This window comes from Nostoc commune NIES-4072 (genome assembly GCF_003113895.1).
GTDB lineage: Bacteria > Cyanobacteriota > Cyanobacteriia > Cyanobacteriales > Nostocaceae > Nostoc > Nostoc commune.
On record NZ_BDUD01000001.1, the window covers coordinates 496,048 to 519,609 of the forward strand.

The 23,562-nt window shown below is 39.6% G+C and carries 27 protein-coding genes; 9 read left to right on the top strand and 18 right to left on the bottom strand.

The features are described 5' to 3' along the window. Nucleotides 1-125: 125 nt before the first annotated feature. From CDC33_RS02155 to CDC33_RS02185, 7 genes are all read right to left on the bottom strand, one after another. Nucleotides 126-1,598 carry a TldD/PmbA family protein gene (locus tag CDC33_RS02155; RefSeq protein WP_109007094.1) on the bottom strand — a complete coding sequence of 491 codons (1,473 nt, stop codon included), beginning with the start codon at nt 1,596-1,598 and terminating at the stop codon, nt 126-128. A gap of 450 nt (nt 1,599-2,048) precedes the next feature. Beyond that, on the bottom strand, nt 2,049-2,876 hold the full coding sequence (locus CDC33_RS02160) for a glycosyltransferase (RefSeq protein WP_109007095.1): 828 nt from the start codon (nt 2,874-2,876) through the stop codon (nt 2,049-2,051). 39 nt (nt 2,877-2,915) lie between these two features. Then, on the bottom strand, nt 2,916-4,220 hold the full coding sequence (locus tag CDC33_RS02165) for an NAD(P)/FAD-dependent oxidoreductase (RefSeq protein WP_109007096.1): 1,305 nt from the start codon (nt 4,218-4,220) through the stop codon (nt 2,916-2,918). A gap of 91 nt (nt 4,221-4,311) precedes the next feature. After that, complete coding sequence (locus tag CDC33_RS02170) at nt 4,312-4,668, bottom strand: EamA family transporter (protein ID WP_109007097.1); 357 nt, start codon at nt 4,666-4,668, stop codon at nt 4,312-4,314. A 3-nt stretch (nt 4,669-4,671) separates the two neighbouring features. After that, complete coding sequence (locus tag CDC33_RS02175; RefSeq protein ID WP_109007098.1) at nt 4,672-5,088, bottom strand: EamA family transporter; 417 nt, start codon at nt 5,086-5,088, stop codon at nt 4,672-4,674. 338 nt (nt 5,089-5,426) lie between these two features. After that, on the bottom strand, nt 5,427-5,720 hold the full coding sequence (locus CDC33_RS02180) for a hypothetical protein (RefSeq protein WP_109007099.1): 294 nt from the start codon (nt 5,718-5,720) through the stop codon (nt 5,427-5,429). A gap of 1,331 nt (nt 5,721-7,051) precedes the next feature. Beyond that, entirely contained in the window at nt 7,052-7,396 is a 345-nt protein-coding gene (locus CDC33_RS02185) for a hypothetical protein (RefSeq protein ID WP_369694278.1), read from the bottom strand. A gap of 441 nt (nt 7,397-7,837) precedes the next feature. Here CDC33_RS02185 and CDC33_RS02190 point away from each other — a divergent pair, with 441 nt between their 5' ends. The 4 genes from CDC33_RS02190 (at nt 7,838) to CDC33_RS02205 (ending at nt 11,348) form a co-directional block, all read left to right on the top strand. Continuing rightward, nucleotides 7,838-9,997 carry a Tex family protein gene (locus tag CDC33_RS02190; RefSeq protein WP_109007100.1) on the top strand — a complete coding sequence of 720 codons (2,160 nt, stop codon included), beginning with the start codon at nt 7,838-7,840 and terminating at the stop codon, nt 9,995-9,997. A gap of 13 nt (nt 9,998-10,010) precedes the next feature. After that, complete coding sequence (locus CDC33_RS02195) at nt 10,011-10,352, top strand: 2Fe-2S iron-sulfur cluster-binding protein (RefSeq protein WP_109007101.1); 342 nt, start codon at nt 10,011-10,013, stop codon at nt 10,350-10,352. 275 nt (nt 10,353-10,627) lie between these two features. Further along, the gene (locus CDC33_RS02200; RefSeq protein WP_109007102.1) at nt 10,628-11,026 is read left to right on the top strand and encodes a phage holin family protein; all 399 of its coding nucleotides are present in this window, start codon (nt 10,628-10,630) and stop codon (nt 11,024-11,026) included. A gap of 130 nt (nt 11,027-11,156) precedes the next feature. Next, complete coding sequence (locus CDC33_RS02205; RefSeq protein WP_109007103.1) at nt 11,157-11,348, top strand: YqaE/Pmp3 family membrane protein; 192 nt, start codon at nt 11,157-11,159, stop codon at nt 11,346-11,348. 352 nt (nt 11,349-11,700) lie between these two features. Here CDC33_RS02205 and CDC33_RS02210 read toward each other — a convergent pair whose 3' ends face one another. Further along, entirely contained in the window at nt 11,701-12,501 is an 801-nt protein-coding gene (locus CDC33_RS02210; RefSeq protein ID WP_109007104.1) for a histidine kinase, read from the bottom strand. 188 nt (nt 12,502-12,689) lie between these two features. Here CDC33_RS02210 and CDC33_RS02215 point away from each other — a divergent pair, with 188 nt between their 5' ends. The 3 genes from CDC33_RS02215 (at nt 12,690) to CDC33_RS02225 (ending at nt 14,557) form a co-directional block, all read left to right on the top strand. Further along, nucleotides 12,690-12,914, top strand: coding sequence for a hypothetical protein (locus CDC33_RS02215; RefSeq protein ID WP_109007105.1), 225 nt, complete (start codon nt 12,690-12,692; stop codon nt 12,912-12,914). A gap of 55 nt (nt 12,915-12,969) precedes the next feature. After that, on the top strand, nt 12,970-13,305 hold the full coding sequence (gene petJ, locus CDC33_RS02220; RefSeq protein ID WP_109007106.1) for a cytochrome c6 PetJ: 336 nt from the start codon (nt 12,970-12,972) through the stop codon (nt 13,303-13,305). 232 nt (nt 13,306-13,537) lie between these two features. Further along, a complete protein-coding gene (locus CDC33_RS02225; protein ID WP_109007107.1) occupies nt 13,538-14,557 on the top strand; it encodes an aldo/keto reductase in 1,020 nt (339 codons plus the stop codon). 217 nt (nt 14,558-14,774) lie between these two features. Here the strand turns inward: CDC33_RS02225 and CDC33_RS02230 are convergent, their stop codons facing one another. Together CDC33_RS02230 and CDC33_RS02235 are read right to left on the bottom strand one after the other, a co-directional pair. Further along, complete coding sequence (locus tag CDC33_RS02230) at nt 14,775-15,197, bottom strand: hypothetical protein (RefSeq protein WP_109007108.1); 423 nt, start codon at nt 15,195-15,197, stop codon at nt 14,775-14,777. Nucleotides 15,198-15,242: 45 nt separating this feature from the next. After that, on the bottom strand, nt 15,243-15,716 hold the full coding sequence (locus CDC33_RS02235) for a DUF4385 domain-containing protein (protein WP_109007109.1): 474 nt from the start codon (nt 15,714-15,716) through the stop codon (nt 15,243-15,245). A gap of 76 nt (nt 15,717-15,792) precedes the next feature. Here CDC33_RS02235 and CDC33_RS02240 point away from each other — a divergent pair, with 76 nt between their 5' ends. Continuing rightward, nucleotides 15,793-16,260, top strand: a complete 468-nt coding sequence (locus CDC33_RS02240; RefSeq protein ID WP_109007110.1) for a VOC family protein — start codon at nt 15,793-15,795, stop codon at nt 16,258-16,260. Nucleotides 16,261-16,288: 28 nt separating this feature from the next. Beyond that, nucleotides 16,289-16,585 (top strand): hypothetical protein, encoded by a 297-nt coding sequence (locus CDC33_RS02245; RefSeq protein WP_109007111.1) that lies wholly within the window; start codon nt 16,289-16,291, stop codon nt 16,583-16,585. Between the two features lie 342 nt (nt 16,586-16,927). On the opposite strand, the gene CDC33_RS02250 is transcribed toward CDC33_RS02245, so the two are convergent. The 8 genes from CDC33_RS02250 to CDC33_RS02285 form a co-directional block, all read right to left on the bottom strand. Beyond that, a complete protein-coding gene (locus CDC33_RS02250) occupies nt 16,928-18,202 on the bottom strand; it encodes a RuBisCO small subunit-like domain-containing protein (protein WP_109007112.1) in 1,275 nt (424 codons plus the stop codon). Between the two features lie 91 nt (nt 18,203-18,293). Further along, entirely contained in the window at nt 18,294-18,680 is a 387-nt protein-coding gene (locus CDC33_RS02255; RefSeq protein ID WP_109007113.1) for a type II toxin-antitoxin system VapC family toxin, read from the bottom strand. Then, nucleotides 18,677-18,904: a type II toxin-antitoxin system Phd/YefM family antitoxin gene (locus tag CDC33_RS02260; protein WP_109007114.1), complete on the bottom strand. Its 228-nt coding sequence runs from the start codon at nt 18,902-18,904 to the stop codon at nt 18,677-18,679. Before CDC33_RS02260 ends, CDC33_RS02255 begins: the two co-directional genes overlap by 4 nt. A 37-nt stretch (nt 18,905-18,941) precedes the next feature. Next, on the bottom strand, nt 18,942-19,592 hold the full coding sequence (locus CDC33_RS02265; RefSeq protein ID WP_109007115.1) for a GDSL-type esterase/lipase family protein: 651 nt from the start codon (nt 19,590-19,592) through the stop codon (nt 18,942-18,944). Between the two features lie 82 nt (nt 19,593-19,674). Continuing rightward, nucleotides 19,675-20,481: an AAC(3) family N-acetyltransferase gene (locus CDC33_RS02270; protein ID WP_109007116.1), complete on the bottom strand. Its 807-nt coding sequence runs from the start codon at nt 20,479-20,481 to the stop codon at nt 19,675-19,677. A gap of 133 nt (nt 20,482-20,614) precedes the next feature. Next, nucleotides 20,615-20,953, bottom strand: coding sequence for a ribulose bisphosphate carboxylase small subunit (locus CDC33_RS02275; RefSeq protein ID WP_109007117.1), 339 nt, complete (start codon nt 20,951-20,953; stop codon nt 20,615-20,617). Between the two features lie 46 nt (nt 20,954-20,999). Further along, nucleotides 21,000-21,407, bottom strand: a complete 408-nt coding sequence (rcbX, locus tag CDC33_RS02280; RefSeq protein ID WP_109007118.1) for a RuBisCO chaperone RbcX — start codon at nt 21,405-21,407, stop codon at nt 21,000-21,002. Nucleotides 21,408-21,508: 101 nt separating this feature from the next. After that, on the bottom strand, nt 21,509-22,939 hold the full coding sequence (locus CDC33_RS02285; RefSeq protein WP_100900845.1) for a form I ribulose bisphosphate carboxylase large subunit: 1,431 nt from the start codon (nt 22,937-22,939) through the stop codon (nt 21,509-21,511). Nucleotides 22,940-23,562: the final 623 nt, after the last annotated feature.

Below are 23,562 nucleotides of genomic sequence, written 5' to 3' on the forward strand. Positions count from 1 at the left end.
CCCTACAACTGAGTATTATGCTAAATGTGGTTTAGCTTATGACTTATATTTGTCTCGTAGCCTTTTATTGACACAATATCCTGATCATTCACAATCCAAAATCCAAAATTTCAAATCCAAAATTATTATCTTCCACCGACAGTAATAGAATCAACCTTGATGTGGGGTTGTCCTACTGTGGTGTAAATACTGCCACTGACAGAGCCACAAAAACCTGGTGCAATTTCCAAATCTTGGGAACACATAGAAATTTTATTCATAATTTCCTTAGCTTCACCAATTAGAATTGCTCCCTTTAGCGGTTTGGTGATTTTGCCATTTTCAATCAAATAAGCTTCATCAACGCTAAAGTTAAATTGGCCTGTAGCACCAACGCTTCCGCCACCCATCTTTTTACAGTAAATACCTTTATCGACAGAGGTAAATAAATCATCAATGCTATATTCGCCAGAATCAATATAAGTATTACGCATCCGGCTAGCAGCAGCAAAGGTATAATTTTGGCGGCGTCCACTTCCAGTTCTGGGGTGTCCAGTACGTGCAGAACCTGTTCTATCTGCTAAGAAGTTTTTGAGAACGCCTTTTTCAATTAATAGGGTTCTTTGAGCAGGCATACCTTCGTCATCCATGTCGATTGTCCCGAAGGCATTTTCAGAACGCCCTTCATCCCAGGCTGTCAAACTTTCGTGGGCAATTTTTTCGCCTTTCTTATCAGCAAAGGGTGTAGTATTACGTTCAATTTGGGTGGTTTCTAACAGGTGTCCGCAAGCTTCGTGGAAGATTACGCCGCCAAAGTGATTCGCCATAATAATCGGGTAAGTACCTGATTCTACGTAATCGGCGTAGAGCATTTTGCCAGCAGATTCTGCTATTTTTTCGGCAGCTTGTTGAGAATCCCAAGTCCTCAAGAAGTTAGCATCGCTAGTATTACCAGCGCGTTCACCGATGGAAGCACGATTAGCACCATCAGCACACAACAGGTTAAATCCTACTGACTGAGTGAGGCGAATGTCACGGGCAAAAGTGCCGTCACTAGCGGCGATTAAAACTTCTTGCCAATCCCGGAAATAGGTAGCACGGCGCGATTGGACGTGGCTAGCTTTTTGCTTCAGGTGGGCAGTACCATCAAGGAGGACTTCTCCCATTTCTCGGATGGAGCTACACACTGGTAGCCAGGCATCTTTGCCTCTTTTGGTGGCGTAATCTCTCAATAATTCTAGGTTGATTTCTGGGATAAAAGCTTTAGCAGTGGGTAGTTGCAATCCCAGGATAGAAAGACCTTTTTCTAAAGCTGCTTTCAAACCGGAAAACGAAAGGTCATTGGTGCTAACGTAGCAATCAGCTTTGCCGCGAAATACTCTGACTCCCGCGCCTGTAGACAGACTGGGTGAAATACTAGTGATGGAGTCGTCTTCTGCAAGACAACTAATATAGTTGCGACGTTCTAAAAATAATTCGATGAAGTCAGCGCCTGCGGCGCGTCCTAATCCCAGGAGGGTAGCCAGGGGGGCTTCCCAGGTTTCATCGAAACGCTCTGGTGTGGAGGAATATTGCAGGGTGGGAAGTTGATTCGAGAGAAGTAGCGTACTTGTAAGCATGGGTAGCCTCGTCTGCTGGCGTAGTTCAGAGATTTGACTGAAAAATCCTGGTGTGTTTAGTCTAACAAATCAGTGAAAGTCAGAGTCGGCAATTAAGTAGTAGGGGTTTCCTCACCTGGGAAATTTATTTCCCTCTGGTTAAGCGTGAGTGAATTGTAAGTAACGCTCTTTGGAGAGCGATCATGTAAAGTTGAGATATAATACACTTTCACAAAGAATGAGCAAACCAAAAAGTGAAAATATTTATACATAAATAATTGGAAGACAGTCTTAGACTGTCTTCCAATTATTTAAACTCTTAGGAAAGAATATCCACATATATTGGTAAAAACAACAACTTAATCAAACTTATTTTTGATTTCTGCCTTTCTCATCCCTAGAATGATACCGTTGATAAATTACCATTTTCCATCTCGTTAATTCTTGGTAAGAGCCTATTCTTTCTCAGGTTTATTTACGATTTGTCATTTTCAAGGGAATTCTTAATGTTTCTTGCTGATTGAAAGTCTGACCTAAATTAGCAGCAGTTGGCGCTGCCGATGTTAGATTCTTAAACAAGAGCTTTAGGGTTCGAGTAATAGTTTTAATAATTTTCATTTTGCTAGCACTTGGCTTTTCGTCATATCTCAAAACCATTGGAATTTCTACAATTCTTGGTTTGAGCGGTTTGGCTTTCAGCAGTAAATCTATCATGCAAGCAAATCCACTTTCAGTGAATAAACTCTCGCCATAATACATATCTAGTTTACTGACGAAAGTACGGTTATACAGCCTGTAGCCGCAGGTGTAGTCTCTTACACCTGGTACACGGGCGGCAATTCTAAAAAGCCAGCTTGCTCCGTAGCTCATTATCTCTCTAAATTTTGATAAGCCTATGACTTTGGAGCCTTTTCGATATCTAGATGCGATCGCAATATCATAGCTACCAGCTATCATCGTCTCATACATCTTGATTAATAGTTCTGGTGGTTGAGTGTTATCGCAATCCATTGCGGCTAAAAAATCACCTTCTTTAGAAATTTCTAAGAAAGTTGTGAAACCTGTTTTAATTGCTTGACCTAAACCAGCATTTTTAGGATGTTGGACTAATTTCAGCGATATCCCCAGCGATTGAGATTCTTCTATTGCAGTCTGAGCAGTTGCATCCTTGCTACCATCATCAACAAGAATCAGCCGGATATCCATATTAGATATTTGCTGCAATACTTGAAACTTTTTGAACAAGGGGCGAATTGATTCTTGCTCATTGTATGCGGGTAAAAGAACAAAAAGACTCATAAGTACCTCGTGTGATTTTCAAAATATTATTCTCTAAGCTCAAGAATTTAGTAATGTTGATTTCTTGAGAAATTCATCAACCTGTCGGACGACTGCGTTGTTATTGACGCTATCATTGACCAACTGTGAGGTATTGACAACGAAAAAATCATCGTTTTCAGTACTCACTTTTGGAACAAGGCTTGAATAATTTAAAACTTGTAGTGGCTGTACTTTAATAGCTCGATTAATATGTGCCGCGACAATATCATCTGCTTTAAGTTCTGGGAACATCAAACGTATACCCTGGAAAAATACTTGGCGCAATTCATCATCTGGCTTTTTTAATAACGGGTCAGTGGAAAGGATATATTTTGGTAGGAATGTGATATGGTATCCTGCTGTCTCTTGCAAAGAAACTAGGTTACTCATCCCAATAACTCCAGTAAAGGGTACATTTCTATCGGCAATATTTACTACGTAATAAGGAATTAAAGCCTTGCGAGTAATAAGTACCATGCAGATTACGCCCAGATATTCTACTGTTTCACCTGTGTCTGAAACTTTGACTAATTCTTTAGCAGCAACCTGTTGCAGAATATTAACTGGGCCAGTAAAGATGACTTTATCAAAATGTTCCTTTTTGCTCTGATATTCTACCCACATTCCACCCTCTGGATGAGGTGCAATATATTCCACCGCAACACCTGTGTGAATATGACCCCCAGCCGCGTAAATTAATTTTTCTATATGGTCAAAAACAGTTTTGTAACCGCCTGAGACATAACCAAGTTGTTCTTTGTTTAATGAAGAATCCCGCGCTGAAAATAACCTTTTGATATAAGCCCAAATAAAAACTGCTGATATTCGCTTATAGTTCTCTCCTAATTTGGATAGAAGCAAAGGTTTCCATAGTTTTTCGTATGTACTTTTGCCACCAAGTTTCAATAGCCAATCTTCAACTAATATCTTCTCTAAGCGCCGCCAGTTATTCAGGCGTGAACCATACAGTAGAGTGAAAGCTAATCTGATTTTACCTATAAGTCCGAACAAAGGAAAGCGGAGAAATTCTATAGAGTTACTGATAGAATAAAATTTTTTATTGTCGTAGAAGCCTGTTAAACTTCGATGCCAACGCAGCTTATCTCCAAGATCAATATCTCTGAGAAAATTTATTAAATGAGTATCAGAAGGGAGGATAACGTGATAAAACCGATCCCAGGTAAACAACCCATAATCATGATAAGTGGTAAGTCCACCAAGCTGCTTATTACTATCGAATACAGTTACTTTATGTCCTTGATTTGAAAGACGTTGGGCTAATACTAGTCCAGTTATACCTCCGCCAATGATGCCTATATTCATAAATTTAGTTTAAGTGTTGGTAAGGATGATTTTGAGATTTATCTTCAAAAAATTTTAATATTAATAGTCTTGCTGTCTACACCTTTGGCTATTAATTTACAACCAGAATTACACCAGTTATAATAATGGAAATTCCTAACCACTGGCTAAATACAACCTGCTCTTTTAAAAGATAGTGAGAAGCAATTGGCACAAATGCATACATTAATCCTAAAACTGGAAATGCTTGGCTTAGAGGAATTGTCCGCAATACATAAAGCCACAATATAGTCATAAATGTATAGCAAACAAACCAAATCCAAAAATAACGAGACAATAACAGATTTTGGATAGATGCGCTTGCTCCCTTAGTATGGCTAGAAATGTGAAGTCCATACTTTAGTGATAGGTTAGCTGTTGTTCCGAATAAAACCACAAGCATTAAGACAAGCCAAGTAATGATGTTCATTTTTTAATCTTTTTGATGATATTTGCTATACATTGATGATGTAGATTTTTTCCAGGGAATAACTACTAAAAGAACACCTATAAAAATAGTGATTACTCCTGCTATTCTAGTTAGTGTAATCTGTTCATTAAAAAAGTAGTATGAACCGAAAAATATACCGACATAATTTAAACTAGTTAGTGGATAAGCAATACTTAATTTGACAGAGCGCAGAGCTAATATCCAATTTACTACCCCCAAGCAATAAATACTAATAGCTAATACTAATTTTTGAATAAATACCCAATTAAATAGTCCCTCATTTGTATGGCTCATGGTATACTTCATCAGCAATTGACCAGAAATACTAAATAAAATACTGACAAACAATATAATATAAGGAACTATTTTAACGTTTGAACTTTGCGAGATAGATTTCATAGTACATTTGCCTCAATCGAGATATTAGGTATGAACCGGACAGTAAACAATCTATCGTTTTAAACAGTTTTAGATTTTGGTCATACCTTCTGTGTAATTCAATTTCCACTTCAGTAAATAGACAACAAAATTAGGAAGCTTATGTTGAAGGGATTGATATCAAAATCATCATAGAAGCTCATATCCAAGAGTTAGCAACTAGATACTATGCCGATTGGAGCAAGGTTGCTGTATTTTGGCAAGACCCGATATTATCGTAGTAGAGTATGCTAAATTGGCTTACTGAGTTACACTCGCAGACATAACAGTTTAATTGCTTGGAAATTGGCGCAATCAATTTAGGCTTTGCCAAATTGTGAATTGCAGATGTCTTCCGTATCAGCCAGTAATGTTTCCAGACTAGTTTGAGTGCGATGGCGTATCCGCCCGCCATAGGCGATCGCAATATTTATGTCATAGTGAATGCATATATAAAGAACATTGAGTACTCTGCCAAAATTGTGTGGACAAAGTTTAGCAGTGAGACATCGCTTATGCTGAACTCGGATTCGGCCCGCATGTTCAACAGATGGAGTTAAGCGAATAAAAATGGATTCTTGGAATTTTTTATTAATCCATTCATTAACTTTCATCAGTTGTATCCTGCTATAGAAACCTTGTTGAAGACACTACTCAACTTCTAAAGCCATTAACTTATGCATCAAAACTAAGCTGGATTGATAAATGTTCTTAATTTTCTCCAGGAAGTGTTTATTAGTTCTCTGACATGCCATAAAATTTATCCAGGCTTACAGGCATATCTGCAACCTATACTGGAAACTAAGGCGATCCATAAAAATTTGTACTCAAAAATAGTGTGTATAGGTACTCTTTTTGGACATAGGAACACAACAGTTAAGAAAAATCTGCGTGAGAGCGAGAAATATCTATAGATAACTATAGAGTAATACGCCTTACAGGTTTTTGGGGAATTTTATTGCCTGTCAAAATAAGTGGAGCTTTTGACGATACTAAGGCGTAATGTAAACTAGCGTTTGCCGAGCAATTCGCAGCTTACTTATGTTGAGTTAAATGGATTTGAGATGTTTTTACATTATCTTAGTACTCAGTGTTGTCTAATTGTTTTTAACTATATGTAATTTTAACTAGAGCTTTATCTCAAAGTTTATTTTTACATATAATTACTTACTAGAATACCATGAGAAAACAATGTTGCAAATTTATCGCCACACTTCATCAAAAATTCATTTTAGGAAAATATACTTAAACAAAAACTTTATAAAATCTACATTTTCCTGTTGATGAATCTTTATTTTTAATAATTTGTACATTTAGGTATCACTTTCTGCCTAATAAAGTTGCAGAAATAGCGATTTAGTATCAGACTCTAAAAGTGTAAAGCTAAGAGTTTGAGTAAGGAGAATTGAAACTTGAACACTAGTGCAAGTAGTTTTTTGGTATAAAAATATACTTAACTCTCAGAGTATAGATTCTAACCAATAGTTTGAATCGTTTTTTATTTATGAAAATCTTTAAATTCAGATATCTTAAACAAAACTTATTTTAAGGTTAACTTAGACGCCAAATAAGGCGTAAGTCTGTATTTCTGAACTCTCTCAAAAAGGCGAATTTAATAAAGTACAAAATCTCGCCCCCAACCCCTCTCCTTACTACTATCGTTTATACCCAAGTCGAATCAGGAATCAAATGGAGAGAAAAGTAGGACTTGTGTACACACCGTAGCTCCTTACTAAGAAACTGACAAATAAAAAAATATCCAACTATTTATTGTGGCGTGGGCGACACGAGCATTCCACAAATAGTAATTTATTTGTTGGAAGTTTCTAATGAGAGAGGAGACTTTGATCTCGTCAAAGGCGGGTAAGGTTAAAAACCACATTTAGATGTTATTTAATTCACATTCCTATCAAACTTTATATTTGATACTTAGTGGTAGTTGGTATTATTTAGTTGCCCTAAATTGTTCTCCTTTGTTTTGAGTTTGTTTGGACTCATTTTCCTGCAAAAGTCTGTTGGTAATAATTAAGACAATGATTAATAATCCAAACTGAATCTGCCAGGGTGCTAATACTAAACTGAAAATTAAGCTAATAGCTGCAAATACACCTGCAATATATGCAAGTTCATCACTACTCTTGTTAAAGAAGTAGCCAGTAGCTAAAGCCGTACACAGTGGTATCAAAAAGAACAAAGCCATTTTACTAACTTCTGAACTATAAGTTGTTGTGTTGTGCTTATAAAACAAACCGAAATTGTTTTTTGGAATTGTGGTTAATTTTACATCCAATCAGGTTTTAGCCACAACAGCCCATTGAAATAAATATTATAGAAAATCAAGATTACGCAACGTCCTATCTTACACAAATTGGAATAATTCTTGCGACACAAGTAGCGCCCAAAACCTTGGCTAATACTTCTTCTGTGGTCGATGGTAAGCCAAACAGTAGTTTACCAGACGCTAGGCGTAGCTTGGTGAGGAGTGCAAAATACTTTCTGGTGACACACTCCCGATTCAGTATAGCTGCGCTATGCTATACAAACTCTTGTTTAACCACGCAGATTGGAAAGCTTTTAAACTTGCAAAGGCGGGTTTTGTCTATTTAGCCAATTGCACTTTTGTGAGCAATCATCTAGTAAGTTAGCTTAAAACTTTGGCCTTGCGCCAGGATAAGGATCTAGCATATTAACTTTAGAAGTAGCATTTTCATTTTTTCATTTTAGACACTCAATGCTGAACATTCCTCAATTACTGGCAACTGAAATAAACCTCAAACCTCATCAGGTGCAAAACGCGCTGGAACTTTTGGCGGAGGGTGCAACAATTCCTTTTATTGCACGTTATCGTAAAGAGCGCACCGATGAGATGAATGAAGTGCAACTCCGTGAACTGGCTGATCGATATACTTATTTAACAGAACTGGAAGAACGAAAATCTGTGATTTTAAGTGCGATCGCAGAACTTGGTAAACTCACAGATGAACTCAAAGCCAAAATCTCATCCTGCTTACAAAAAACCGAACTTGAGGATTTATATCTACCCTATCGCCCAAAACGACGCACCCGCGCCACTATCGCCAGAGAAAAAGGACTCGAACCACTAGCGGAATTCATCAAGTTGCTAAATGTAAAAAATGCTGCAACGGCTTCACTAGAAGAAGAAGCCGCTAAGTATATTTCTGAAGCCAAGGGAGTAAAAACAGCAGAAGAAGCGCTCAAAGGCGCTGCTGATATTTTAGCGGAAGAAGTGGCTGAAAAGGCTGAATTACGGGCATATATCCGCGATTATCTTCTCGAAGAAGGGGTATTTGTCTCCCGCATCAAAGATGATTATCCCGAAGGTACAACCAAATTTGAGATGTACCGTAATTATCAAATTAAGGTAAAAAATATTGCACCACACAATATGCTGGCGTTGTGTCGGGGTGAAACGGAGAAAGTATTAAGCTTTGAAATTGCTTTTGATGAGGATACGGTACTTTACTATCTTGAGTCGAAAGAAATTAAAACCAAAGTTCGGACAATTCGGGATTTTTATCAAGCGATGTTGAAGGATGCATTCAATCGTTTGATGAAAGTCTCTCTAATGGGAGAGGTAATTTCTGAGAAGAAAGTCTATGCAGACATGGAATCAATCAAGACATTTGAAACTAATCTGCGAGAGTTGCTGCTGTCTCCACCAGCCGGAATGAAACCCACCTTGGCGATAGACCCTGGATTTAGAACTGGGTGTAAAGTTGCTGTGCTCGACCAAACGGGGAAATTTATGGAATACCAAGCGGTTTTTCCTCACCAAGCGGCTGAACAACGCGCTAAAGCTGCACAAACTGTCAAAAATCTGATTGAAAAGTACAAGATTGAGTTAATCGCCATCGGTAACGGTACAGCCTCCCGCGAGACAGAGGAGTTTGTCACACAAGTATTGCAAACCATAGAACGCAAACCAGTTAAGGTGATGGTAAATGAATCTGGTGCATCTATATATTCTGCTAGTATTGTGGCGTTAGAAGAGTTTCCCGATTTAGATATTACCGTGCGCGGTGCAATTAGTATCGGCCGCCGTTTGCAAGATCCTCTAGCGGAACTTGTGAAAATCGATCCCAAATCTATTGGTGTGGGACAATATCAGCACGATGTCGATCAGAAGTTGCTGAAAAAGAAATTGGATGAGACTGTAGAAAGCTGCGTTAACTATGTCGGCGTAGACTTGAACATGGCCTCCAAAGAACTTCTGACTTCCGTCTCTGGAATTACGGCAACAGTTGCCAATAACATTGTCGCCTATCGTAACCAGAATGGAGCCTTTAAAAATCGCCGACAACTTTTGAAAATTCCAAAGCTGGGGCCAAAGGCCTTTGAACAAGCGGCGGGTTTTCTGCGGATTCGCGGCGGTGATAACCCATTGGATAATACAGCAGTGCATCCAGAAAGTTATTCTGTAGTAGAAGCGATCGCATCTGATCTAAATGTGCCATTAAATCAGGTGACACAAATTGCTGAAAAACTTAAAAAGACCAACCTGAAAAAATATGTTACCGATAGCGTTGGCGAACCCACACTGCGCGACATCCTCAGCGAACTAGAAAAACCAGGTAGAGATCCCCGTGCAGAATTTAAGTATGCCACCTTCAAAGAAGGAATTAAGGAAATCAGGGACTTAAAGGTGGGAATGGAACTAGAGGGAATGATCACAAATGTCGCCAACTTCGGCGCTTTCGTTGATATCGGCGTACATCAAGATGGCTTGGTGCATATATCCCAACTTGCTGATAGATTTGTAGACGATCCCAAAAAAGTTGTCAAAGTCGGACAAGTAGTCAAAGTACAGGTCTTAGAAATCAACGAGAAACTTAAGCGGATTAGTTTGTCGATGAAAGCAGTTAAACAATAATTACAAACAGCAGATGGCAGTTTATCAAGTTCAATTCATCAACCCTACACTTGGATTAGATCGTACCATTCCAGTACCAGACGATCAATATATTCTGGATATCGCAGAAGAATCAGGTATCCGCCTACCATCTGGGTGCAAACAAGGCGAATGTTCTGCTTGTGTCGCCAAACTCATTAGCGGTGAAGTCGATCAAAGTGAGCAAAAATTTCTGCGCCCAAGTGAAGTACAGGCTGGTTATGTTGTTACTTGTGTAACTTACCCCTTATCTAATTGCACTTTAGAAACCCATCAAGAACAAATCTTGTATAAATCAGCGCTTTACTATCAGCCTGAGTCGGGAAAATCCAAGTGATTGACATATTAATCAGTTGAGAAGATTTTTAGGTTGGGTTAAAGGTAGTGAAATCCGACAAAGCGGTGAAAATGTTGGGTTTCCTTCCTCAACCCAACCTACCCCGGAGTGCTTTTTTAAGCAAAATCTAGGTAGTATTGAAATCGCTATATTTTTCTCAATGATCGGCCTAACGGTAGAACCAAATTCTATCTTGCAAGAGAGGTTAAAACCTAATAGATAGCTGAATATGAGATAAGAAGTTACAAAAAATCTTTAGTGATTAGGTAAGAAAAATGTTAACACCATTATTAACCGCCCTAGCTACAGCTTTGAGCCTGTTGATTGTTGATTTAGTTGTTCCAGGCGTTAATATTGCTAACTTTCCCGCAGCTATAATTGCTGCTTTAGTAATTGGTCTAATTAACGGTTCAGTTAAACCAGTTTTGTCTACTCTTTCTCTACCACTTAACTTTCTATCATTTGGAGCATTTTCACTCGTCGTCAACGGTTTATGTTTCTGGTTAGCAGCAGTGCTAGTTCCTGGGTTTGCAGTTCGCGGAATTCTTGGTTTCCTTCTTGGGCCGGTGATCCTAACTTTTGCTAACACCTTCATTAACAACTACTTTGTTGAAAGAAACCTGTTAACCGGCAGTGGAGATGTAAAAAGTCAAGGTGAATTACCTTCTAGATAAGTATTATTTGGAGTAGAAATACGCATTTTATTACGTTTCTACTCCAAATAAAATATCCGAAGGTGAATTTCCTAATTCGGTATCTTCAGCAGAATGTAATTAAAGAAAATCACAAAAATACGGAAAAATCATGAAATTAGTTCGTTTTCTTCTAGGTTTGTTAGTGCCTCCTTTAGGCGTTTTCCTGACTGTTGGAGTTGGGCCAACTCTATTTATTAACATCTTGCTCACAGTTCTAGGTTGGCTACCCGGTAGTATTCATGCAATTTGGGTCATTGCCAAGCGTGATGAACAACTAAATAGGGAAGGAAATATTTACTAATACGTAAGATGAATTTTAGGGAATCTTAAGTAGGGTGCGTTATGGCTAAAGCTGTAACGCACCATTTTAGTTTCTAGTAGAATTAGAGATTATAAAATCTAACCCCCTTCCCGAAGCGGGAAGGAGAAAAAATTCAAAGCCTCTCTCCTTTTAGGAGAGTACCTCACTAGTCCTACGATTATGGTAATTTAGATATTTTTCAGCTTATCAAGCGATGCGTTAGCGTTTGGCTAACGCACCCTACGAAAAGTGAATCTTTAATAATTATACAGATACTTTTGTAGGGGCACGGCAATGCCATGTCCCTACAAAAATTCTATATGTATCAGAGTTTTGTCAAAAGCAGTCTAGTCTATTTGTGAATAGTATCCCGCTCTTTATTCGCAGGTTCCTTATCTTTGAATAAGTCAGCTGCCGTTAAGAGTAACTCTCTCAACGTCTGTTTAATTTGATGTTCTTTTCTTGCTAGAGATGTACCAGCTTCACCCAGTTTATCTTCAAGCTGCGATCGCTTCTGTTCTACCTGCACAGCCATAGATTCTGCTTGAGGACGAGCTTTATCGTACCAGTGTTTAGCTTCGTCTAGATAATCCTGAACTTCCATATTACGTCCGCCATAGCGTGCAGCTAAGTTAGCTCGGACAATGGCTAGCTGCGCTTGCAGTTGGGCGTAACGTTTCTTTAACAATCCGGCTTCTTCACTATCTTTAAGAGCATTGATAGCTGAATCAATTGCAGTTTTAGTACTAGCAGGTTTTTCCTTACCTGTCTCTTCAATTTCTGCCAAAATTACATCAACCTCTTGCTGGAGTTTTTCTTCTTCACCATCTAGTTGAGCCTGTAGCCGTTTTATATCTGTCTGAGTTTTAGCAATGCTTTCGTGTCTTTTGCTGTTAATCCCTTCCAGCGCTCCTTCAATAGAAGCTGTCACTTCATCTTTAAGTTCGCCACCTTTTTCTTGGAAGTTTTCAATTACAGCAGAAACGGCATCTTTAACAAGACTACGAAGTTCACTAGAACCTTGCTTAAACTCAGAACCTACTTGAGAAACTGCGGATTTCACAATTTCCCGAATCCGCTCAGTTCTTAATTGTCCAGTTTCTTTAGCTTGTTGCAGGTCTGCTTGAATTTGTTGTTTGATATTGTTAGGCATTTTCAACTCTTAGGGTTTAACTATTTTGGATAATATTTTCTAGACATGTTCCCATACCCACATTATGGCGTAGCCTAAAAAGGCTAGGCACTTCCTTTAGATAGAAAATAATAACCCGAAAGAGGTGATGTGTAGCATGTTGCCCATTCGTGAGATGATTAATTGTTAGTAGTAATTGAGATGCAAATATGTGGCGAGTAAATATTACTTGTTCAGCCGATGCTTGGAAGCTCTATGGTATTGAATTTAAAGCGATCGCAGAAAAATATCAAGGTGAATTGATTGGTTCTAAAAAAATGCCAGATGGGACGCGCATCATGTCTTATAAAATTGAGGATGTTAGCGATGCCGAAGCCTTTCAAGAAGATTGTGCAAATTTTGCTGGATTTACAACTGACTTTGAATCCTTGTAGTATTGGCTCTGACATTAATCTTTGCAACCAATATGTCCAAATCAGGAGAAGTTAATTGAAAAGACTACTTACATTAGTATTAGTAACATTTTTGTTGTTGATAAGCACTTTTACTTTACCTGCTAGTGCAGCAGACACAGTTAACGGTGAACAAATATTTAGTGTTCAATGTGCTGGTTGTCATATCAACGGCAGCAACATCATCAGGCGAGGTAAAAATCTCAAAAAGCAAGCGCTGAAAAAGTATGGTATGGATTCAATAGAGGCAGTTACATCTATAGTTACCAATGGTAAAAATAATATGTCAGCCTACAAAGAGCGTCTTACTGAACAGCAAATTCAAGACGTTGCTGCTTACGTTCTCCAACAAGCTGAAAAAGGCTGGCCTTAGGAGAGACGTGATTAATCGCGTCTGTACAAAAGTTAGGAGTTCAAAGTTAGGAGTTAAGAGTTAAGATTTAAGAGTTATTGATTATCGCTGTTATAAATGGTTCTTAAGAAGGCATAAAGTCTAAGAATGTTGTAATAAGATGCTTCCGAACTCACAAATTCTTCATTCTTCTCACTGCTAACTATTGTACAGACGCGATTAATCGCGTCTCTTCTCACTCCTAAACTTGAAAATGAACTTACCCGCAGCTAGCCGTCTCCAATTCACTCCTGATTTGAACATTTGCCGGATCTTAAATGGGATGTGGCAAGTCTCCGGCGCACACGGACGGATCAATCCCCAAGTCGCTATTGAGACTATGTTCAAATATGTAGATGCAGGCTTTACTACTTGGGATTTAGCAGACCACTATGGCCCCGCAGAAGACTTTATTGGTGAGTTTCGCTGTCAACTAATTGACACTCGTGGTAAAGATGCTTTATCTCAGGTGCAAGCTTTTACAAAATGGGTGCCTCGTCCTGGCAAAATGACGAAAAAACTCGTTGAGGAAAATATTGATATTTCCCTAAGAAGGATGAATGTGGAATCGTTAGATTTGATGCAATTCCATTGGTGGGAATATCAGGATAAAAATTACCTGGATGCCCTCAAATATATGGCAGAATTTCAGACTGAGGGTAAAATTAAGCATTTAGGTTTAACTAATTTTGACACAGAAAACTTGAAGCTGATTACCGAAGCAGGGATCAAAATTGTTTCTAACCAAGTGCAATTTTCCCTTGTTGACCGCCGTCCCGAAGTTAATATGGTGCAGTTTTGTCAACAGCATGACATAAAGCTTTTTACTTACGGTACACTGTGCGGCGGTTTGTTATCAGAAAACTATTTGGGAAAACCGGAACCGCGAGGATTTGATTTATCCACTGCTAGTTTGAAAAAATATAAAAATATGATCGATGCTTGGGGTGGTTGGCGATTATTTCAAGAGTTGCTGGCTATCCTGAAGGAAATTGCTAATAAGCATGGAGTGAGCATTTCTAACGTAGCAGTGCGTTACATTTTAGATCAACCAACTGTGGGAGGTGTGATAGTTGGTGCAAGACTTGGTGTATCTGAACATATAGAAGATAATGCCAAAGTATTTAGTTTTAGTTTAGATGAAGACGATCGCGATCGCATCAATGCAGTATCTCGCCAATCACGCGATTTATACCAGCTAATCGGCGATTGCGGCGACGAATATCGCCGATAATTGTTTCTTTACCTGCTAACGCTATTGTAGAAAATGCCCTCGAAGAATTCCTCAGCTAACGTGGTTATTTACCTCCACAAAAGCAAGGTTTACGCCTAACTCCTGCATCCAAGGGAAGTGGATTTAAAGATACATCAGTAAATCACGATAAAATTCTAGCTGAACAAGCGTTTTCGTAAGCCACAATGTGAGTCAATACTGCTCGGGTAAAGGATTTTTAACTCAGAATCAGGTTTGGGGAAAAGGTTACTGGGTTTGGGTTAAAGGTTTTTTCTTTCCCTTTTCCCTTTCCCCTTTTCCCCAAAACCCGACAAGTATTGCAATGTGATTGACAAGATTCTGCAATTACTCTCCAAGGTTCATTCGCAAAGCTCAGAGGTTCATCGACAAAGCTCAAAGGTTCATCGACAAAGCTCAGAGGTTCATCGACGAAGCTTAGAGGTTCATTCGCAAAGCTCAGAGGTTCATTCGCAAAGCTCAGAGGTTCATCGACGAAGCTTAGAGGTTCATTCGCAAAGCTCAGAGGTTCATCGACGAAGCTCAGAGGTTCATTCGCAAAGCTCAAAGGTTCATTGACGAAGCTCAGAGGTTCATTCGCAAAGCTCAAAGGTTCATTGACGAAGCTCAGAGGTTCATTCACGTAACACACTCTCCGAAAGCCGCTCAATTGAAAGTTAATAGTGTTTTACTCTAGCTCATACATCTGCTTATGTTTGGCTAAAAGCTTTTGATATTTCTCATTTGTCTTTGCTTCTACCCACTTGGCTTTAAATATTGCTGCTGATTCCGCTTTAACTGGGTCTACTTCATAGGGAAGAATCTCTTTTTTGGAACCTGAATCTTCCGAATTTTGTTTATACTTCCTACCACTTTTATGATTAGCATAACGGCGAGAGCGAGTATAGCCCATTTGGATAAACTTTCGTGCCATATCCGCGCCAATAAAATCATCTTTCTCTAAATAATCAAGAAACATCTCGTATATTTTTTCACTTGACTCTCTAGCAATATCAGGGGTTTTGAACCGCCAGTAAGGAAGAATTTCTGATTTGTATGGTTCAACCAAAAGTACACCCTGCTCACCCTTACCAACACGATAGAGTTCAGGATGTTGGCGAAAATCAATATTTTTAAAGTCTAAAGAATAATCAAAAGCCATGATAGATTTTTATTAGGAATAATAAACTTTCAAAGAAAGTTCAACTTCTATCTAAGTATTGAGATTTTGTTCTACTATGCTCTCTAGCACCCAATCCGTGAATAGTGTCCTTGCGCCAGGAAATCTGCGTAAAGTGCATCACATTGCCCTAAACGTCCAGGATATGCAAGCCTCGCGCTATTTTTATGGCACAATCCTGGGTTTGCATGAACTTACAGGTGACGAAGTACCCGCAACCCTAGTGGAACTTGTAGCATCTGGGAAAGTAGCCAACTTCATCACCCCGGATGGTACAATTCTGGATTTATTTGGAGAACCCGATTTAACACCACCAAATCCAGACCCAGAGAAGACTTTCACCAGAGCGTACCATCTAGCTTTTGACATCGATCCGCAGTTATTTGATCATGCGGTGACAGTGATCAGAGAAAATAAAATAGCGATCGCACATGGCCCAGTCACACGTCCTACTGGTAGAGGAGTGTATTTTTACGATCCAGATGGTTTTATGATTGAAATTCGTTGCGATCCAGAAGCTAGTTAACTTAAGGGTAATAACAAAAGTATCTACTATGACCGCGAAAATCACGCAAATATTTAAACTAATTGAAGACACAATCACAAAACCGCCAATTCCACACGAACCATACAAGCAATCATTGAAAGCCTGGGCAATGTATTGTTTACGAGACAAAGGTTTTATAGTCGTTTATGCTCAAAATGCCGACTTTGCTATTGAAACAAAAGGTACAGAAAAGTTATATTTTAAAGTTTCAAATAGCCCCGATGATTTAGATAATTCTATTAGCTGGATTGTCTGGGATAGTGTAACAAAAAGCGCCAGTCTCATTCCCAAAAAAATAGACTAATGCCAAAAAATTGCTGTAACCAAATAATTCGTAATTAATATAGGAATGGTATTTGATTTTTGAAATTATCTACGTGGGCGGGGAGTGGGGAGTAGGGAATTAGGTTTTTCAAGTTCTACCGAGCTTTTTCAGAAATCAAACATTAGTCCTATAGTCTACAGTAAATGCCTGCCTTTTATCGGGAATTACGAATTACGTTAGCGATAAACACGTTTCACAATGAAGGAATGAAAATATTTCTTCCCCAGTCCCCATTCCCCAATCCCCAGTCCCTATTTTCAAGGCAGTCCCCATTCCCCAATCCCCAGTCCCTATTTTCAAGGCAGGTCTAATGACTAATGACTAATTCTTTCCATTCGGACGTTGAATAATTGTCTCCACCACCCGGCGCTTGGCTTTTGGATCAATACCAACCAAGCGCACGTACTCACCGCTATATTCTGTCAGAGTTGATTCCAAATTTGAAATTGCATCAGACTCTGCATCAATGTGGCTATGAACACAAGTTTGCCAAGCACCTGTGCGGAAACGGCGCTCATCGACGTGTTCAATACTAATTTTGTAACCTTGAGATAATAATTGCCTAATTTGAGCTTGTGTATCTAGGGTTAAATGGGTACTGGATGCTTCCTGCTTCTGGAATCCATTAGTTTTTGCTTCTTGAGTTGCACCATTGCTTGATGGCTGATTAATTGGTGTTACAGCAGCAGGTGGTGCAGATTGAGAATTTCTACCTCGATTGAGTCGGTTGTAATCATCAACCAAATGGGAATTTTCCACCCGTTTTTGTTCACCAACGAGGAAGTTACCAGACTCGATTAAGTGAGACAGCCTGAAATCTGGTTTTCTAAATTCTGGTGGCCCTTCAGTACTATTAACCACATTCAAGGATACCCGCTCAAAACCTACTTGATGGATGTAGTTGCGGATTTGTTCATCATAAATGCGCGATCGCAAAGCGCTAAAAAAGTCAATTGACTGATTGACAAAAGTATCAACTAGCTGTTCAACTTCCTTCTGTGACAATCCATCCGGTTCAAAAATTCCCTTGACAATTCCTACCTTGTCATCTCGGTTTGGTTCCCAGTAAAATTTCTCCATCCGTCCATCCCGAATTAACGGTGCATAGAGAGTAGAAAAATCATTACCTGTGACAATAATCGGTACACGATGTAAAGGCGTGGAATCATAGCTTCCAGGCAACTGCACATCTGTGGGATTATCAGCAATATTCATCAGTGTGGCATTCACTAACTGCGTATTTACAGTATATTGAGTCCCTTCATCAAAGCGTCCAGCCCCCGCATCTAAATCGTTAATCATCAGTACACACATTTTGCCGCGTACTTTGATTAGTTCTGCTGTTTCTCGATAGCGCAGCCGAATCAACCGCGCTGGATCTCCTGCATCTGGACTTTCCAACTCGCCGCCAGATATGTGAGTTACTTCGATACCCATTTTCTCGAAGACTAATTGACATTGAAATGTTTTGCCTTCTCCTTTGCGTCCGTGAATACCTAAAATCACGGGAACTCTCACGCCAGGAAGCTTTAGAAAGTTTTTAGTGATGTGGACAGCCAGTTTGTCTAGAAAGCGGGGAGCGATGTAGTAACCCATAAAATTATCTTTGCCTAGCACTGCCTAAAGTAATGTTAAGTTTTTTTGGCGATGACTGTTTATTTATCTTTTGGTAGAAAAGCAACCTTACCTACCATAAACGTCTTGTTGGATATGCATCGAAAATTTTATCAGCACTCAGGATAGGTATATTTTCTACGAGTGCTTGTGCAATTAAAATTCGGTCAAATGGATCGCGATGATGTAAAGGTAGTGTGGCAACAACAGCAATATGGTTAATTTTGATATCGAGTAACCTAAAATCGTTGAGGTTGAGTTGCTGTGTGATAAATATTTCAAATGGCTGATTGAAACTAAGTTTTCCTAAATTCTGATTAATAGCTATTTCCCATAGACTAGCGATACTTAGCAAAATCTCATTATTCTCATCATTGATGAACTCTAGTACTTGATTACTAAGCCTTGAATTGTCAGTCACATACCAAATAAAAGTATGTGTATCCAACAGTAATATCATTCCATATATTCCTTAAAATCTTCCAGTGGTTCATCAAAGTCATCAGATATTGTAATTAAACCCTTAGCACTTCCAGGTTGACGGCGGTGTTTAAGTGGCGACATAGGAGTTAACTTCACCAAAGGTTGATTATCTTTGATAATAATAATTTCCTCACCTCCGAGTGCTGCTTCAATTAAGTCAGGTAAGTTTTGAGATGCTTCAGCTAGAGTAATTTGTTGCATAATTACCACTTTTGGATATAAAAATCAGGTGCTACCACTATCCTAACTTTGAATGCTCAATTAAGTTCAGAGGAAACCAATTTAACCAACTATCCCAATTTTCCACGATTTGGGCAAATTCTGCATAACCGCCTGCTCTTGGATGAACACCATCATTAGCTCTTGCTTCATTAATCCAGATATTTGATTTTTCTAATATCGGAAAAAGGTCTAAATAAGGTATATTCAATTCATTGCAAATTAAAGCAAACTGTTTAGATAAATCAGTATTTCTGTTCGTTCTTTGACCATCTTTTTGTTCTGCGTAGGGTGCAGGGCCAACCATCAAAACAGGATATAGCTTTTGAGCTTTACTTAAAATTTCACGGGCATTTTTGATAGAATCTACCAAATCCACGCGAGTTTTACCATTTTCTAATGTTGTGTCATTCAATCCAAAAGAAAACACAACTCTACCATCATATTCTTTGGGTAATCGCAGTGATACTTCTTGTAACCAACGCCTTGCTATATCAGTACTCGTATCACGCCTAATTCCTAAATTATAGTAAGTAATGTCATAACCTCTTTTATTAGCATTTGTACATACTCTCCCTGTCCAACCAAGACATTCTTGATCGCCAGTACCATTAACAAAAGAGTCACCAACAAAACAAATCCTTACTTCTGCTATATGTACTGAACTCATTACTTCTGTGCTGTCTAATTCTTAAATTTTTGCTTTCAAATCCAGATTTTAATCTGATAAAATAGCCTGTGAATTGAGAGGTTTATCTGGGATGAGTTGTCAACCAATTAACGGCAAAATCAACACCGTTTCTGATAGACAATAGCTTGGTTTGTGCAGAACCAACTGTTGAAACTTTGACATGACCAGTTTGTTCAAAAGCTGCACCGATCTCAACAAAACAGTCATCGTCAAATTCAATATCTGTGTAAACTTTCCAGATTCGCTGTCCCGTTTCCAGAATTGGCGCACCCCTGCTAACTCGCAGTGTTCGATCAACCCGGTATTCTGCTAAATGAAAACTCGTGCAGCGATCGTATCCAACTCCTAATAATAGCACCGAACCGTTCAACTCATAAAGACGAGCTAATGGTGAACTTTCTCCAAGAGAGTTTTCTAAGGCATGATCAAAGATAATCTTTTCGGCGTGCTTTCCCCAAGCAGCAAAGGAAACCGTCGGATGAGAACTCCGCACTACGCCTTGCCAAGTTCGGAAAGTTTCAACAATCTTGCCCATACGTCGCGTAGGAGTTACTTTTGGATCAAAAGCTGGCATTGTTTCATATATAATTGACCACCAGTCAGTGGGAACAGCTGGTGCTTGCCACGTATTAGGGTCAGACAAATCACCAGAATAGGTAGGCATTACGAGAGTTCCTGCTGGCGTAATCACATCCATCAGTGCTTGAACTACTGCGACTGAACCACCACAAACCCATCCCAGCGAACTAAGAGAAGAGTGTACTATCACATTCATACCTGGAGTTAAACCTGCGTCCAACAAGTCCTTAGCCAAACTTTGACAAGTACGAGGTGATGGTGTATTTAAAATTACTTTTGATTCACTCATGTTCCATAAAATTCCTGGGACTGAATAGTGAGGTTTGCCAGAATTTTTATAATTATTTAGTTAATAAATAGGAGAGGCAGATAATTCTACCTCTCCTATGAAGATAAACTAATTACTTAAAGCAACGCTTGCTTTAGTATCTATTAGCTTTGTTAGGTTTGTGAACAAGAAAGCTGAGAACTTGGCACTGCTTGATGTTGTCAAAACCCACAACACGGATATAGCTGGTGTTGAATTGAGAACGGCATCCTTGAACTTCGCTCAATACTTCTTGAGTAGATTTAGCACCGAACAAAGGCAACTTCCACATTGTCCAATATAATTCTGTTGGCTCAGAAGTTTCGTTAAATTCGATCGCTGGAATGTAACCTTGATTCAAAATGTACTGAATCTGCTTGGCAATTTGAGCGTCAGACAGAGGTGGTAGATAAGAAAGGGTTTCGTAACGACGCTCTTTTGGTAAAGTTTGCATAGATTTTGATAATGGGTTGCGATTTTTGACTACTAGGTTGATCGAACTAATTAGATAAGTTATCTAAATTCGGATCTGAAGTTGCTTGCTGTTCTGGTTGCAGACTGGGGTTAGATGTGTCTATTCGTGTGATGCGTTCTAGATGCTGGCGACGCTTTTCCATGTTGCCTTGTTGAATGCCAGTGCGAACCATTTCTGGTAAAAAATCAGCAACTTCCTCCGCAATATGTTCTCTGACAGTCATGATCCGCAATGCCAAATCTGGCTTTTCTCGGAACAATTGCTCAATGTATGCTTCACCATCCTGAATTTTGTCAGTGGAAAAGTTATGCAACCAAAGTGCTAGTGGAGGATTTGTTTCGCCTAGCTGTGCCAGTACTGTCCTTAAAGCCTGATAAGTCAGGTAACTTTGGAGAGTCTTGGCTGTGTCCTTCGCAATTTGCTTAAGATTCATGCTTGACCCCAGCCTTTAACAGTTATGAGTTATAAGTTATGAGTTATGAATTATGAATTAATGTAACTCTTAACTCTTAACTTCTAACTCCTAACTTTCGATCAGACGGTATCCATTGCTTCAAACTCGAACTTGATTTCTTTCCACAGTTCGCAAGCAACAGCTAGTTCAGGAGACCACTTGGCAGCTTCGCGGATGATATCGTTACCTTCACGAGCCAAGTTACGGCCTTCGTTACGAGCTTGAACAACGGCTTCCAAGGCGACGCGGTTAGCGGTTGCACCAGGAGCGTTACCCCAAGGATGTCCCAGAGTACCACCACCGAATTGTAGTACGGAGTCATCACCAAAGATTTCTACCAGCGCGGGCATGTGCCATACGTGGATACCACCAGAAGCAACTGCCATTACACCAGGTAGAGAAGCCCAGTCTTGGGTAAAGTAAATACCACGAGACTTGTCTTGCTCGATGTAGTTTTCACGCAACAGGTCAACGAAGCCCATTGTGATGCCACGCTCACCTTCCAACTTACCAACTACGGTGCCAGTGTGGATGTGGTCACCACCAGACAAACGTAGGGCTTTAGCCAATACACGGAAGTGGATACCGTGGTTCTTTTGACGGTCAATTACAGCGTGCATAGCACGGTGAATGTGTAGCAGGATACCGTTATCACGGCACCAACGAGCCAATGTGGTGTTGGCGGTGAAACCTGCGGTTAGGTAGTCATGCATGATGATGGGCATTTTGAGTTCTTTTGCGTACTCAGCCCGCTTTAGCATTTCTTCACAGGTAGGAGCAGTAACGTTTAGGTAGTGACCTTTAATTTCACCGGTTTCTGCTTGTGATTTGTTGATAGCTTCAGCTACGAACAAGAAGCGATCGCGCCATCTTTGGAATGGTGCGGAGTTGATGTTTTCATCGTCTTTGGTGAAGTCCAAACCACCGCGTAAGCATTCGTATACAGCGCGTCCGTAGTTCTTAGCAGAAAGACCCAATTTGGGCTTAATGGTACAACCCAGCAAAGGACGACCGTATTTGTTTAACTTGTCGCGCTCAACTTGGATACCGTGAGGAGGCCCTTGGAAGGTCTTGATGTAAGCTACTGGAAAGCGAATATCTTCTAAACGCAATGCCCGCAGAGCTTTGAAACCAAATACGTTACCTACAATTGAGGTCAAAACGTTGGTTACAGAACCTTCTTCAAACAAGTCCAGAGGATAGGCAACGTAGCAAATGTACTGGTTGTCTTCACCAGGAACTGGTTCGATATCGTAGCAACGACCTTTGTAGCGATCAAGGTCGGTGAGCAAGTCTGTCCACACAGTTGTCCAAGTACCTGTGGAAGACTCAGCCGCTACAGCCGCACCTGCTTCTTCGGGAGGAACACCAGGCTGGGGTGTCATGCGGAACGCAGCTAGAAGATCGGTATCTTTTGGTGTGTAATCGGGTGTGTAATAAGTTAGTCTGTAATCTTTAACCCCGGCTTGATACCCAGACTTGCTCTGAGTCTTCGTTTGAGCGTAAGACATATTTTATCCTTCCCTGAAATCACTCTTGTTAATTATCAAATCACGTTTTGTGCAACTTCCCCTCACCCGATTTTTCCCCCCTTCATCGGGGAGGAGATCAGGAAAAATTTTTGTTAGGGGTTGTTTTTGGCAAAGGGTAGCAGTTTTTTTGCGGCTGACACTTTGGTAGCGGTGGTAGCCCTCCTCACCAGTGTTATCCCATTCTATGGGTACACAACCTAGCGCTTCTACTGTTTCCTCTTCCTACGAATCAAAATTCTTTTTTACCTCTTCTTCGCACCTAACTAAACCTTCTCAATTTCACCAAAAATTCCGCTTTTTGCGGCTTTATTTTAGATAATTCCCCTACAAATCGGGGTATTCAGGGGATTGGGCTGGCTGGCACACATTCCCGCCTCTACACTCCCTATATCTTTTCCGTTGATGGAAAAGATACCAGAAAAGAATTTACTTGACAGAGATTTAGCAGAGTCGTGAGCGTTAAAGATAAAAAATTGCACACCACGTAATTTGTAACTTATTCCACAATATATCAATAATTCGATAAGTTATTCTTTGAAAGTTTTTAACTTATATATTTAATTTTGTTATTACATAAACATTTAACATTTTATTACAAATGC